This is a genomic window from Chthonomonas calidirosea T49, assembly GCF_000427095.1.
Classification (GTDB): Bacteria; Armatimonadota; Chthonomonadetes; order Chthonomonadales; family Chthonomonadaceae; genus Chthonomonas; species Chthonomonas calidirosea.
The window spans coordinates 1,784,782-1,799,116 of the sequence record NC_021487.1 but is presented as its reverse complement, the minus strand read 5'-3'; the positions used below and the strand labels follow the sequence as shown (position 1 = coordinate 1,799,116).

At 52.2% G+C, this 14,335-nt stretch carries 12 protein-coding genes and 1 pseudogene; 10 read left to right on the top strand and 3 right to left on the bottom strand.

The window, feature by feature from the left end; all coding sequences use genetic code 11:
- Positions 1-1,044 precede the first annotated feature (1,044 nt).
- From CCALI_RS15110 to CCALI_RS07485, 7 genes and pseudogenes are all read left to right on the top strand, one after another.
- Positions 1,045-2,349, top strand: coding sequence for a TlpA disulfide reductase family protein (locus CCALI_RS15110; protein WP_231730025.1), 1,305 nt, complete (start codon positions 1,045-1,047; stop codon positions 2,347-2,349).
- A 450-nt stretch (positions 2,350-2,799) separates the two neighbouring features.
- Positions 2,800-3,105 carry a hypothetical protein gene (locus CCALI_RS16350; protein ID WP_016482878.1) on the top strand — a complete coding sequence of 102 codons (306 nt, stop codon included), beginning with the start codon at positions 2,800-2,802 and terminating at the stop codon, positions 3,103-3,105.
- 94 nt (positions 3,106-3,199) lie between these two features.
- Positions 3,200-3,724 (top strand): annotated as a pseudogene (locus CCALI_RS16935) (ankyrin repeat domain-containing protein).
- A gap of 81 nt (positions 3,725-3,805) precedes the next feature.
- Positions 3,806-4,258: a DUF6968 family protein gene (locus CCALI_RS07505; RefSeq protein WP_016482876.1), complete on the top strand. Its 453-nt coding sequence runs from the start codon at positions 3,806-3,808 to the stop codon at positions 4,256-4,258.
- Between the two features lie 629 nt (positions 4,259-4,887).
- The gene (locus CCALI_RS07500; RefSeq protein ID WP_016482875.1) at positions 4,888-6,183 is read left to right on the top strand and encodes a choice-of-anchor tandem repeat GloVer-containing protein; all 1,296 of its coding nucleotides are present in this window, start codon (positions 4,888-4,890) and stop codon (positions 6,181-6,183) included.
- 644 nt (positions 6,184-6,827) lie between these two features.
- A complete protein-coding gene (locus CCALI_RS16080) occupies positions 6,828-6,968 on the top strand; it encodes a hypothetical protein (protein ID WP_016482874.1) in 141 nt (46 codons plus the stop codon).
- 532 nt (positions 6,969-7,500) lie between these two features.
- Positions 7,501-8,121 (top strand): superoxide dismutase, encoded by a 621-nt coding sequence (locus CCALI_RS07485; RefSeq protein WP_016482872.1) that lies wholly within the window; start codon positions 7,501-7,503, stop codon positions 8,119-8,121.
- Positions 8,122-8,179: 58 nt separating this feature from the next.
- Here the strand turns inward: CCALI_RS07485 and CCALI_RS07480 are convergent, their stop codons facing one another.
- A complete protein-coding gene (locus CCALI_RS07480; protein WP_016482871.1) occupies positions 8,180-8,782 on the bottom strand; it encodes a peptidylprolyl isomerase in 603 nt (200 codons plus the stop codon).
- A 19-nt stretch (positions 8,783-8,801) separates the two neighbouring features.
- Positions 8,802-9,503 (bottom strand): peptidylprolyl isomerase, encoded by a 702-nt coding sequence (locus tag CCALI_RS07475; RefSeq protein WP_016482870.1) that lies wholly within the window; start codon positions 9,501-9,503, stop codon positions 8,802-8,804.
- A 136-nt stretch (positions 9,504-9,639) separates the two neighbouring features.
- On the opposite strand from CCALI_RS07475, the gene CCALI_RS07470 reads away from it, so the two are divergent.
- The 3 genes from CCALI_RS07470 (at position 9,640) to CCALI_RS16075 (ending at position 12,688) form a co-directional block, all read left to right on the top strand.
- On the top strand, positions 9,640-10,521 hold the full coding sequence (locus tag CCALI_RS07470; RefSeq protein WP_172636639.1) for a PHP domain-containing protein: 882 nt from the start codon (positions 9,640-9,642) through the stop codon (positions 10,519-10,521).
- A gap of 888 nt (positions 10,522-11,409) precedes the next feature.
- Complete coding sequence (locus tag CCALI_RS07460) at positions 11,410-12,042, top strand: hypothetical protein (protein WP_016482867.1); 633 nt, start codon at positions 11,410-11,412, stop codon at positions 12,040-12,042.
- Between the two features lie 463 nt (positions 12,043-12,505).
- Positions 12,506-12,688, top strand: coding sequence for a hypothetical protein (locus tag CCALI_RS16075; RefSeq protein WP_155850505.1), 183 nt, complete (start codon positions 12,506-12,508; stop codon positions 12,686-12,688).
- A gap of 524 nt (positions 12,689-13,212) precedes the next feature.
- On the opposite strand, the gene CCALI_RS07455 is transcribed toward CCALI_RS16075, so the two are convergent.
- Positions 13,213-14,253: a nucleotidyltransferase family protein gene (locus CCALI_RS07455; protein ID WP_016482865.1), complete on the bottom strand. Its 1,041-nt coding sequence runs from the start codon at positions 14,251-14,253 to the stop codon at positions 13,213-13,215.
- Positions 14,254-14,335: the final 82 nt, after the last annotated feature.

Below are 14,335 nucleotides of genomic sequence, written 5' to 3'. Positions count from 1 at the left end.
AGATCAGACAGGAAGGACGCCGTTAGAGGCAGCGGAGGCAATGCATGATCCAGAGATATTGTCGGCCTTAAGGTCAAAAGGAAAGGTAAAAAAAGAAGCGAAAAGAGGTACAAATAAAGGAAGGGACAGGAAAAGTCAGTAACTCTTTTTTCCTACAGCCAGGGAAGCCTTTCCTATATCCCCTATTTAGGCAAGACTGCTGCAGGGTTGGAGGAGGTGATCCGCCTTCTCCAACCTTGCCAATTCTCACGAACACCATGGAGAGAAAACGTGACCGAGGAAACAACCCCTGAGAAGATCGCCTCAATGGACTTCGTTCTTCGCGCGAAGAGGGGACGCGAAAAGATCCCCGTGACGTTGTGTTTAGGAAAGCCCTATAAAGATGAAAAGTCGGGCTGGTGGGAATGCCCGTGTTGGATAGAGCCAGTATGGCCACCGCGCCAAACTCGAGTGAGAATGGGAGAAAATGCTATCGAAGCAGTTCAGGATGCACTTAAACTTCTAGGTGTACTGATATGCTCTAGCTGCCGGCTTTACAAAGTAAAGCTAACGAAGTCGGACGCCGCTACGCTCTATTATCAGTATCCAAATCCACCATCAGGAGGGGGTAACAACGGCAGCGGTGGTAGTGGGGGTTGCCCACCGGGTACTTGTGCTTTCAAATGCCCAGGGGCAACAAGCTCCGGCTGTGCTACAAGTGGTTCAACTGTTACATGTCCGGATGGCACAAAAATTACTGTTGTTTGTTCCTAGCTAGGCAAAGATAAAGGGAGAAGGCTCTATCTCAGCATAGGGCCTTCTGCCTCCTTTTATTTTATTCAAAGTTTATTGAAATGGAGGAAAGAGATGAACACTTTATGGCTACGTATGTGGAAGCCGATACTTCTGGTATCGTTAGGGCTTGTGTGGGTATCGGATATGAGGATTCCTTCCTCTGGGGGATGTCCTGCGGGTACCTGTCCCTACAGATGTCCTGGAGCCAAGCAATACGGTTGTGCCACCCCTAACTCCGTCGTTTCCTGTCCCGATGGTACCCAAATTGTGATGCCTTCTAACTGTTGTTCTCAACAAATAACTAACGCTGCAAGGACAAACAAAGCCGTTTCTACGCTTTCTGCAGAAGCAATGAATGTATTGAAAGACCTCCAAGCAACCTATCAAAAGGTGATGGCACTGAAAGTGTTCGAAAAAGTTCAGGGGACTTATCAGGAAGTATTCACAACAAGTAAGATAGAGTTGCTCTATCGCACCCCTGTCTATTTTGTGATAAAACAGGAGGTGACTAGCGCAGGATTATCTGAGCTTCCGTATCCTAAGAGATTGTTATGGGTTTGTGATGGAACGAGCCTTTATGCCACTCGTTCTGATTACCCGAAGGTTTACTTGGAAAAGCCATTATCAAAAGATGAAAAAACGCGCTTTGCTTTGACAGACATCATGGATTCTGAAGACCTATTAGTAGAGCTATTAGCCGGCAAATTGACTTCTGAACAAAATATTCAAAAGGTTCTAGTTGCCATGGGAGAATGGGAACAAGGGGCAGCTCCTAATCCATCCGCGTGGCGTGTCTCGTCCCTCCAAGTAAAACCACAGTCGAACACCCATCTTCTTACCATCGAAGCTCAGATCAGTGGGTCTCCCTCCTACGGTACCTCCACACTAAGTATTTGGGTTAAACAGCTAGGGCAGGGCTTGTATCAGCTGATGGGGTATAGAGTGCGTGTGTGGAATGGCAGTCTAGTACGGACGGTGAACTATGAGAGCACACTTTATTGGCAAGCTTCAAGTTTACCCTTATCCCTCTTTCATTATGCTATTCCTCAGGGGGCCATCAGGAAAGTGCTGCCAGCGGAGGCGAGTGGAGGAGATGTAAGTACCGTACTAGTTTATACACTACCGCAACTTATGTTGTTGCACGTAGGTCAAAGACCCTTACCTCTAGCCGCATCTCAATATCCTAGCGGGACGGCTTTAAGCTGGGAGAAGTTTCAAGGCAAGGTGGTTTTGCTCGATTTCTGGGCGCCATGGTGTGCCCCGTGCGTTGCCGAGTTGCCTCACTTACGGGCTCTGTATACGAAATACCGACGTCAGGGTTTTGTCATCATTGGGGACTGTCTTTTAGGAGGCGTCACAGAAACCGAGTTAAAAAGTTTTCTACAGAAGTATGGGGTGAGCTGGCCTATCAGCTTGGATAAGGGCACAGCGGGAGGACTAGCGGCGCGGTTTCATGTAGAAGCCATTCCCTCTAATGTGCTCGTTGGGCGAGATGGTCGTGTTCTCGCGGTAAATGTTCATGGTACAGCGTTGGATAAAGCCTTAAGTTCCGCCTTGTCAGATGGGCGGGGATGATCAGAGCCGGGGTGCAGCTCCCTCTTCGCCGTCATCCTACAGCCTATCGCGAGGAGAAACTTCCTTATAAGGGGAGAATGCGGCCATGAGGCTGCAAGCAGTGAGAGACCAGCGAGCGCTACCAACTACAGAAAGCTTTTACAAACATGCCTCGGAAGTCCCGACGATTGGCGGTTCTCTTAGGTGCCCGCCTCTGCAGCTGGGCTCTTGTGGGGGCAGGAAATCTTCCACGTTGGTGGCCGGCAAGCGCTTCTAATCTAGCAATGCAGACGGCAGGAATCTCTCGGTCTGTAGCAGGGAATCCCGCTAGAGCCCAAGAGGTGGCACAGCTTATCCAGCACGTATTAATCGCCACATGGGGGAGAGGTGGGGGAAGAGCCTGGTTTTTCAGCCACGGTCACCGAGCAGGATAGACGTGCTGACAGAGCGGGTAAAGTCTACGGAGCGTTCATGAAGCTTTTGCCTCTAGGTTTACCTGCACTCTTCCTGATCCACCGTGGGAGTGAGGAGGGCGACACACCGAACCTGACTGAGATCGGCTTTGGTTGGGACGCAAAAAGCGGGAAGGTTCATCCTGGATTGCTGTTTCTGGAAGGTCAGAACGAGGGAGGGTATAGCCTAGAGGTAGGAGGTGGGAAAATGCATGGGGTCAGGTTGCCGTCTTCGAGGTCATTGCCTTTAGGAGCAGTCGAGGCGATGAGAGAGGAGCTGCCGAAGCAGTTGTTGGCAACACGTGGAGAGGACGAACCGAAATAGACCCAGCGGGCGGATGAGTAGGGAGGAGAGAAGAGTTATCGGCCTTGAGTGGGTATAGCTTCGGGGTGAGCATGTATACGAGCGGTAGCTTTTTTTGGAAGGTCAGAACGAGGGAGGGCTGCGTACTGTAGAGCTGTTATTAAAGTACGGAGCGGATGTAAACCAAAGTGATAACACAGAAAGCATAATATTATTTAATCCTTCGGGAAAGGTGTTAGTGAAGGCGCAGGACACGCGGGGAGGGAATACACTCTACTCACCAGTACAATATGATAATGTGCCTTTGTGTTGTTTGCTGTTAGGGGCGGGAGATGATCCGATCCTTGAGAGGGGACCATTTGGAGAGTGTCCACTAACCATAGCGGTGGGTACACCCTCTGCTCCCCTATGTCGTCTGTTGGTTCANNCGGGAGCCGACCCAAATCNTAGAGATCAGACANGAANGACNCCGTTAGAGGCAGCGGAGGCANNGCANGATCCAGAGATNTNGTCAGCNNTAAGGTCGAAAGGAAAGGTAAAAAAAGAAGNGAAAAGAGGTACAAATAAANGAAGGNNCNGAAANNGNCANNAACTCTTTTTTCCTACAGACAGGGAAGCCTTTCCTATATCCCTTATTTAGGCAAGCCTAGTGCAGGGTTGGAGGAGGTTCTCCTCCTTCTCCAACCTTGCCAATTCCACATGAACACCATGGAGAGAAAACGTGACCGAGGAGACAACTCCTGAGAAGATCGCCTCAATGGACTTCGTTCTTCGAGCAAAGAGGGGACGCGAAAAGATCCCCGTGACGTTGTGTTTAGGAAAGCCTTATAAAGATGAAAAGTCGGGCTGGTGGGAATGCCCGTATTGGATAGAGCCAGTATGGCCACCGCGCCAAACTCGAGTGGGAATAGGAGAAAATGCTATCGAGGCAATTCAGCATGCACTTTACCCTCTAGGTCTACTGATATGCTCTAGCTGCCGGCTTTACAAAGTAAAGCTAACGAAGTCGGATGCCGCTACGCTCTATTATCAGTTTCCTGAGGCATTCGAGAGCATATTTCCTGAGGAAGCTGCCGAGATAAAGGAGCGTCAAGCAGAGATAGAGAGAAAGAGTGAAGAGCGGGAGCGGCACAAAGCGATGAGGCGGGGTTCTCTTTCAGAGCCACTCTGTTGAGCGGTGGGTTCTCGAGGCCGTGTGCCATAGGTTTGCGGGGCTGTTATGGTGGGGGTAGAGGATAAAGGATATCCTCAGGTAGGGGTTGATAGGCGACAGCGGGGATGATGCCTCCTGCTCGTTGGGGGAGAGCGGTGCCTACCTTCTCTGTGTGGGGTAGCCCTTGTTGTGGGATGCAGGGTGCCCTTTGGCCTGCCCGCTGTATGCCAACCAGGCGCTGCCTCTGTCGGAAGGACAGTGTGTAGGAGGATCGCCGCCTAAACAACCGGCACCCCCTTTAGTGTGCCAAATAATTCAGTTAGGTAACTGCCAGTTAACAGGTTGGAAACCAGGAATTCCACTAGTGAAGGATAAATGTCAAAAGTTAGCAAGTAGCTTGAGTAGGGTTACGTTGGATGGGTGTGCCGGCTGTCAAAAAACCTACTGTGTTACCTACACACTTGCTAAGTATACATTTACAGTTTCGGTAGCGCATCCGATTCAGGCAAGTTGCACAATAACTTGTGCTCCTGCGACGATAACACAATGTAGCTGCGCTCAATCAGGGGGGGAAGAAGAAGGGGATATCTTAGGAATAAGATATCCCCCCTCCTAAATGCTTAACTACTCTAGAGAGGAGGTAAACCAAAGTGCTATCAAAGATCGTTAAAGTGTTGGGTCTTCTCTCACTAACCAGTATTATCTGTCTCTTATGCGGATGTGAAGTAACCCTTTACAAAGACAGTAAGGGCATCTACGGCGTTGACCCAATGACCATGACGCTTTTTGAGATAGATGCAAAGAACCAATTTCGCGTAGTGCATCAGTTTACCCAAGGCGAAGGCAAACCTCTTGCCGTGCTTAGGACTGACACCTCAACGTTTTATGGGATATGTCAGCACCAAAAGAGATTTATCTTGTTTCGATATCGTCAGGGAAAGCTGTCCTATCTTCAAAGCTTCCCCAGTATGTCTTCAGAAGGGTTTTACCCATTTAAACTAGTCCTAACACCTGACCATCGAATTTTATACATTATCGTGCCGCAGCGAGGAGCCCATAATACGTTTGTGCTTGACGCATGTACCATACGAGGGCAATGTAGAGTTTTGCACCATTTTGGACGGGTTCAACCTTCTGATCTGCTATTAGGCCACGATGGTAGCCTGTATGGCACGGCCTATGACGTATCCCAAACGCAAGAACCAGCTGGTGGGCTTCTATTCCAGTATAACCAAAACACAGGGTTTCGGATACTCCACCGATTTAAGGCGGTAGAGGGTTGGGGACCTGGTAATTTAATCCTCGGAGCAGACGGTTCTATCTACGGTGTTACAGATCAAAAGGGGAGATATGGAGATGGAACGTTATTTAGGTATGACCCTCGGTCAAGACGTTTTAGAGTGTTGTATGCGTTCTTGAAAGATGATGGAGCGGTTTTTCTGTATGCTGCTAGTAGATACAGCCTTTATGGCGGAAGTATGGGAGGGGTTCAAGGGAACGGCTACTTATTTAGTTATGATCTCAAACAAGACAAAATGCGCATTTTGCACCGCTTTACTTCTGGCGAGGGTGGGATAGATACCGTAGTGCTTGGTGGTGATGGTAATTTATATGGGACAACCGATTATGGAGGGAAGTATAAAGAAGGTGTTCTTTTTCAATTCAATGTAGCCCGCCACCGTTATCGTGTGTTGCATGTTTTTAATCCATCCGAGGGAAAGGGCATAAAAGACACGCTGATCTGGTCAAACGCTAGACTTTATGGTACTGTCGATAACTCGGAAGAAGGGGATGAATGGTTGTACACCTTGGATATAAGGCCACGTGTGATACGTTTTCTACACCATTTTTCGACGAACTCAGGGAATACAGCAAGCAAGGATATAACGGTCGGAAGGGCTTTCGAACAGGTTCTGCTGCCTTGCAGGAACACCATACCTGCCTAGCAAATAAAAAATAAAGACTGGGACTATAGGTTGGGCCTATGCATAGATTTTGCAGCCTCAAGCTATGCCCTATGCAAACAAGACTGCAAAGATATATACTATCCTGCTTCAGCTCCACTGCCAGTTCCGCGTCCACAACCGGTACCCGTACCGCCTGGCCGCTACGCTTAGTTCCGCTCCTCAACAGAGCACTGAGATGGTAAAGTACAGGAGGAGACGAACTCCTCTTGTACTTTAAGGAAGATAGCCGATGAGAATGAACCGCAAACTTTTATGAGATGGCATTATTTGGGTTGCTGCCTGCAACGGCGAAGAATGTGAAGGAAAAGCTTCTTCGGAAACCACTGCTTCTTGTTCGAAGAGCGAGCCGATGGGAAGTGGGCTAGCTTTATCCTTGCCGAGGATGGCTATAAAGGAGAGTGCAAGTTGGGAAGGTTTCATTCCCTAAAAGAAGCCGTCTCCGAGTGCATGAACGGGAGCTCCCTTCTTGCGACCAGTCGCAAGCTCACAACGATAGAGTCTGTTTCCGACATCCTGAGGCGCTCAGCGAGGAGTTGGGGCCGCCCTTGCTCACTCCAGCAGACGAAGAGGAACTGGAAAAAGCGATTGCTCAGCGCGAAAAAGACAAGAGAGGAGAATGAAAAGTGGACCCCAAAAGAAAAAACGTTCGCGTAGAGGCTGGCCTAGATTTTTTGGACTTCGATTTCGTGCAGAGAGATGGAAAATGGAAAATCCTTGCAAACGGATTGAACGTCTCTAACGGGTTCGAGACCTTCAAAGACTAAGAAGAGAGGTAGGGAGATGCTCTTCAAGAGGCTTAACTACTTCTTAAGACTACTATTGTTCAGTTTATTGATTGGCCTACATGGTAGTAGTCTCTTCCGTCTTGTAAAACGCACCTGGGGCGGCCACACACTACCTAAAAAGCTGGTGAAGATGTGGTACCGCAACATCAGGGGGTCTGTGTTCTGCAGCTCACTGGTCGCGTTGTGTATGGATGGTATGTTCTGCTCTTTCTGCTATCTGGGTTATTAGCAACCGTTTTTGTAGTGCGAGATCATCTGCGAAAATGAGGGGGCGGCAGCAGCGGGTTGGTTGCAGTTGATGGCGTTGAGGTCGGTTGCCGTGAGCTAAGGAAAGCTGTCCTGCCGATCGGCTTACGCCATCGGCGAAATCGGTTGCAGCCCACTTGTCTAGGACATGCCTGCGTCAGACCGCCGAAGGCGCAACGGCACCGCAACTATTTTTTCCATCATACAGTAAACTTAATAGGGGTGCACAACCACGCCCACAATCCACAGAAAGGAGCAGAAGGCCATGCCTGAATTTACCCTGCCACCTCTTCCCTATCCCTACAACGCGCTAGAGCCCTACATTGACGCCCAAACGATGCAGATACACTATGAGAAGCATCATGGAGGCTATGTGGCCAATCTCAACGCGGCTTTGAAGGACTATCCGAGTTTTTTCGAGAAGACCCCTGAAGAGATCATCTCCAATCTCGACGCGGTGCCCGAAGCGGTACGCACGGCCGTGCGCAACAACGGCGGCGGGCATGTGAACCACACGATGTTTTGGGAGATCATGAAGCCGGGCGGCAGCAAGGAGCCAACGGGGGCACTCGCCGAGGCCATTCGCTCGACTTTTGGCAGCTTCGATGCCCTAAAGCAACAGATCAACGATGCCGGCTTAAAACGCTTCGGCAGCGGCTGGGCCTGGTTGGTCCTCGACTCGTCCGGTAAGCTCTCCGTGATCTCCACACCCAACCAGGACAATCCCCTGATGGAGGGCAAAAAGCCTATTCTCGGCGTGGACGTTTGGGAGCACGCCTACTATCTGAAGTACCAAAACCGACGCGCCGACTATCTCAACGCCTGGTGGAACGTTGTGAACTGGGACGAGGTGGCCAAACGCTACGAGGCGGCTTTGAAAGGCTAGCCTTGCCTAATCTATCGGCAAACGCAGGGCGTCGCGTAGACGCCCTGCATCTTTTTGGCTACTTCTTATTCGGCAGGCGCGTTTTCGGCTTGGTTTTATGCGGCTTCTCCTGAGGCAAAATCTCCGCGGAGAGAAGCGTATCCCCTATCTGCAGGTGCTCCACCACGTTCATACCGCGCACCACTTTGCCGAACACACAGTACTTGCCGTCGAGGAAGTTGTTGTTGCTGAGATTGAAGTAGAACTGGCTATCGCCGCTGTTGGGGTCTTGTGTGCGGGCAAGCCCAACGGTGCCTTTATTGTTGGGCAAGCCGGCCTCGAGAGGAACGGTGGTGCCAGAGCCATGGGTACCTATGGCATGGGTGGCAAACTGGCTAGGAGGCAGCCCTTTGGTTTCCGGATCGCCCAACTGCACCACAAAGCCCGGCTCGACGCGGTGGACTTTGATGCCGTTGTAAAACTTTTTGCGCACCAGCTCCAAAATATGGGCGACCGTTTTCGGTGCCTGTTTCGGAAAAAGCTCAATGACCACGGTGCCTTTGTTCGCAAAATGCAAGGCCACTTCGGGGTCGGCCGCAAAGGCTGGCGTGGGGCATCGAAAACTTAGGGCTAAGAACAGGGTCGCGGCTCCTATGGCCTTTTGGACAAGCAAGCGGTTCACCAGAAAACCTCCTATAAAATTAGTGGATGACGATGCTTTGGATGCGGTCGCCCTGCTGGATTTTCTTCACCTGATCCATTCCCTGAACGACCCGCCCAAACACGCAGTAGTCGCCGTCCAACTGTTTATTATCCACGAGATTGATGAAAAACTGGCTGTCGCCCGTATCGGTGCGAGGGGCGCTTAACGCCAAGGCTATAGTACCGGGTAGATTTGTCAGATCGTTCCCCTCAAAGGGGACCGTCTGCCCCGATCCACCGGCGCCTAAGAGATACTTCATAGCCACCTGTTGATCGGTTAGGCCGCGCAGTTTTCTGCCGTCAATCTTTTTGGAGGCCGGATCGCCCGCCTGAGCCACAAAGTTGGGGATGACTCGATGAAAGAGGATTCCGTTGTAGAACCCCTCCTTGCAGAGCTTTACGAAATGGGCCACGGTTTTGGGAGCTGCTTTCGGATAAAGCTCTATCTCGATAGGCGCCAGGCCTTCTACCTGCAGCGTGGCGTGAATGGCGGTGGGCTCGTATTTGCTAAAGAGCTGCTCCTGCTGCGCAATGGGCAACTTGGAGCTTTGTGCCGAGGGGGCGGGAGGCGTTAGTTGGGTAGTATCGGGCTGGTCTTCGGGTGGCAGGTCGCCTCCTGGGTGCACTCGCGAGCTATAGGCGGCCAGGCCTAAGGCAAACACTACTAGCAGAATCAGCACAAGGATCGGTCGGTTGCGCATAGAGCGATCTCCTTCAAAAATTCTGTTGAATAAGGGCTTTGTTCAGGAGATGGCTTTGCTAAGCCATAATGTATACGGAGAATGGATCGGCTCTAAGTGCCCGATGCAACGCGATAGAGAGAGGAACGAGAAACAGGTGAGAGAGAGGCGCTTTCAAGGCGGGATCGATCTGCATGCCCATACAACGGCTTCCGACGGCGATCGGTCGCCAACGGAGCTGGTTCAATTGGCCAAAGAGTTGGGTTTGGCGGCCGTCGCGGTGACCGATCACGACACGGTAGAGGGAGTGGAAGAGGCGCTGGAGGCAGGCCAAAGATATGGTATTGAGGTTATCCCCGGCATTGAGATAAGTGCTGTGATAGATAAAGGGCAGTGCCACCTGCTAGGCTATTTTATAGACCCCGCCAGTGCCCAACTGCGAGAGCGACTGGGCGTGCTGCGAGCTGCGCGCGATGCCCGTAACCGCGCGCTTGTGGAGCGGTTGAACCAGATGGGCATTCCCATTACGCTGCAGGCTGTGGCTCAGGAAGCCCAGGGCGAGCTGTTGGCGCGTCCTCACTTCGCGAAGGTCATGGTAAAACTTGGGGTGGTGTCCAGCGTACAAGAGGCCTTTGATCGCTATTTGGCCGATGGGGTGTTGCCGGGCATCTCCAAAGAGAAGCTTCCTCCTGAAGAGGCCATCGCCCTCATTCACCAGGCTGGAGGGGTGGCCGTGCTGGCGCATCCCAACCATTTGAGGCGCAGCCCCGAAGCCATAGAAGCGCAGATCCGATGTTATCAGGCGATGGGTTTAGACGGAATCGAGGCGCGTTATAGCGCCCACACACCGGAAGATACGGCGCGCTATTTGGCGCTTGCCGAGCGGTTAGGGTTGCTCACCACGGGCGGCTCGGATTTTCACGGGTACTCGGTGAAGCCGCAGGTTCATCTCGGCCATGTGGAGGGCGATCGCCCTGCCCCCTATGCCCTGCTGGAGCCTCTTCGTCTTTGCGCAGAGCAGCACCAGACCGCGTGCTAGCAGGTTTTCCTATCGCTCGGCCTATCATGGGTAACGACGGGCGTGCCCCACTAACTTGTGCTCCTGCATCCGTAAATCGGTTCTAGAACCGATTCCCTGTCTATCTGTCGTCGCTACAGCCTCTCACCCCTCCCCCTCCGGGCGGAGGGAAGAGCGATAAGTTTATTGGCGGTTTCCTTTGTTTAGCTTCCTGCGGAAACGAAACGCAATAGCCCCCTTTCTCCCGAATCGGGAGAGAGGACAAACAAGGGTACCGTACCATTGGCTCGGTGGATCAATAGCGGGGGTCTCCACCATCTGATCTCGTCTTCCACTCACGTCATTTAAAAAATCTCTGACAAAAAATCTTTTCTATTTTGCCCAAAAAAACCCTTGACAACTTCGCATCCTGTGTGTTATACTTACTTTGTAAGTGAGCTGCTTCTATATCACTCACTTCCCTTACAAACCTATAACGCTTTCCCTGTGGCCATTCTGAGGCTCCTGAGAAGACCCCTCTGACCTCTAGCCCCTTTTGAGAGGCCTCCCCAGCCCTCTTGGCATAGACCCTTTCAAGGCTTCCTGAAAAAGGAGAGCTCAAACAATGGCTAACCACAACAAACGCAACAAGAAGCTGCAACAGGGAGAAGGGAGTGTCCCCCCCCCGTAGGTGGTAACCCACCGCAACCTTCTGCTCGTTTGCGCGGCATCGCACGCCGCCAGTTCCTCACCTCCGCCCTCGCTAGCCTCGCTGTGATGCGGATGGAACCCCAGACCTGTGTAAGACCCCTCTGTCTCCTTCACCACCACGCAAATTATTAGATAGGCAGGCAATGTGCTCTCAATGGAGAGGGGGATTTGCACCTCTCTCCTGAATTATCAAAAGAACCTGAAAGGAGAAAACAAAAAATGATACGCTTGCAAAGAATAGGCAGCCGGTTTGGCGTGCTTGGCTTTTTCCTACGACGTACTGGGTTGCTATTGGGAATGGGGATAGGGGGGCTGCTCGGTGGTCTCATCCCCTTCACGTTCACGGCGCACGGCGCCCCCATTGATACCGCAGAAACCGCCCCTCATCTGAAAGTGCGTTCGTTGGAAGTCGTAGATAATCAGGGCAGACCGGTGGCGTACCTGACATCGATGGGGGGTGCAGTAGGGTCGTTTCCGATCTTTACATTGTCGAGTTGGAAAGGTAAAAACCAGGCTCAGGTGAGTTTTGGGTTTATGTCCCAGTGGCCCATACCGCCCTCTTTGGAAGACAAGAAGCTTCCGCCAATTGGTCCTGCCCTCGTACTTTTCCAACATGGAAGTGGCGCAGGCGACAAACCAAGTGCAATTGCGCTCGGCTTTGGACCGTACTCCAAAACCGGTAAGGTCCATCCTCTATTGGTATTTCTGGACGGACAGAGTGGGAAAAGTTACCGCCTAGGGATAGAAAATGGGAGAGTGCATGTGGTAACGTCATCGTCTTTTTTATCCCCTGAAGGTCTCGGGGTTATTGATAGTTTTATGCAGGAGATAGGAGGAGAGGACCCTAAGTAGGCCAAGCAGGAGGTTGGGTAGGAATGAGGAGAAGGGCGCCCAGCCCCCAGAAAATCGCAAGATTTTCTGGGGGCTCCGGTATCGGCCTTGAGAGGGAGGGCGTTGGCCTTGAGAGGGGTTTGGATTTCGGGGGCCTCCGGTAGCCTGCCCTGTGTATGCCAACAGGGCACTATGGCTTTCGACGCCTTGCGGAGGAGAACTACCGCGAAAACAGTCGTCCAAACCGCCTCGGAAGCCAAAACCTCATCCACTAAATACAGTTCCAGTGTATCCCGGATATCCTTGTACATGGTCTCAAAGGTTGGGCTGCATATGGGCTTGTTTGAGAGTACTATGTCTGTATGCTGGGTGTTACTACCGACTTTCTGACAACAAAGTGGAATGTGTCTGTTGGTGTTTGTGGTGGTGGTAGAAATAATTGGAGGAAACTAACCATGTCGCGCGTATCTAAAAAACGTGTAATATGCGACTTTTGTGGGGCAACATCGCCTGGCTTGGCAAAGTTTTTCGTAGGCCTGTCCAAAATCTTGTGGAGGCTGCTTACGTCGCATGGCCGGTGGCAGCAGGCGGTGTCTGCCAATGGTGGCTTCTTGCGGATAGTCGTTATACTTTCCCGCGCACCCCTTCCTGCCGTGCATATTTGTGAAACTTGCCTGAGCTCCTTTCACACCAGCCCAGAAGGCCAAGCACCTTCCCTAACCCCGTTTACCTGCAGCGTTTGCCATCGGCAGCGGGAGGGGGTCGGCTTTGCGGGTTTGCATGGGACGGTCATTTGTTGGGAGTGTGTGGAGAGGTTGGCAAGCAACCTTTTCAAGGAATAGACCTTAGAAACGAGGCGCTTGACTGCGCGGTATCTGTGGCATCATATGAGGTTGAAAGCTCAAACAACTCGACCTCATAGTGCCGATCTGGACAATGGGTCACATTACCAACGAGCAGTTACAGGGCGTTTGTGAGGCTGTGCGGAGCGGTGTAGGCCTCGGTAGGTGTCGTAGTGGCAAGTAGGGGCTGGGGAAGACGCTGCCCGAGAAGCTGACAAAGAAGGGCTTTAGCCCGCGGCAAGTCAGGGCGTAAGCACCTATGGAGGCCAGGCCGCGCCGCTTTTACGTAAAAGCGGCGCGGCTGGAAATGAGCGTTGTCTTACAACAAGTTAGAGCACTTCAAAGGCACTTACAGGTGAAGACGGGTTCCTCGCCCTAACACCGATTCGGAGGCGATGACGGGTGTGGGACCTCCTGCCCGCCCTTCTAGAACCACCTCTTCTTGAAGCGTTGTACCCTCGTCTACAATAACGTTGCTAAGGCGCACATGCTCGCCCACGGTCACGTTATCCATGAGGATGCAGTTTTCCAGGCGTGTCTGGCCTGCGATACGGCAATTTCGCCCGATGGCCGTCATGCCGTTGATCCAGCTGCTTGGCGCTATGGTGGTGCCTTCGCCCACGGCGAGACCGGGAACGGCAGTTTTTACCTGGCCTGAAAGAATCGCTTGGGTTGCCATAAGAAGCTGTTCCGCTCGCCCTACGTCGAGCCAGAACCCCCCAGGGGCGATCCCGTAGATAGGGGCTTCCTCCGCGAGGAGACGTGGGAAGATATCGCGTTCGATGGAGCAGGGCTTGCCCAACTCGATTCGCGCTAAAAACTCCGGTTCGAGGATGTAGAATCCGGCATTGATGAGGTCTTTACCGGAAGGGGTTAGGTCGGGGTCGAGGGTTACAGCGCGTTTGGCCTCCTCGCTGGGCTCGCGCCACTCCAGCACACGGCCCTTCTCGTCTAAAAGGAGCACGCCAAAGGGGTGGGGGCTGGGCACCTCGTGAAGGGTGATGGTTGCGATGGCCTGTCGCTGCTGATGGAACGCGATGATCTTACTGAGGTCGAAATCGGTGAGCACATCTCCGTTAAACACCACAACCGTCTCGTTTGGAAAGAACTGCGCGGCATTACGGATGGCGCCGCCGGTTCCCAAGGGAACCTCTTCGACCGCGTAGCGCATGCGGACTCCAAAACGGGAACCATCGCCAAAGTGCGCCTCGATCTGGTCGGCCATATAGTTGGTGGCGAACACAATGTCTTCAATGCCGTGTTGTCGCAGAAGCGCCACTTGATACTCTAGAAAGGGCCTGTTCGCCACCGGGGTAAGCGGTTTGGGGCGGCGATAGGTTAACGGGCGCAGGCGGGTGCCAAGTCCTCCTGCAATGATGATGCCTTTCAACGGTTTCTCCTCCTCGAACGTAGTAGGTAGTGTGCTCGCGAAGCACGTGCAGCTATTTTACTCAAAGATAGGCCAAACCTGC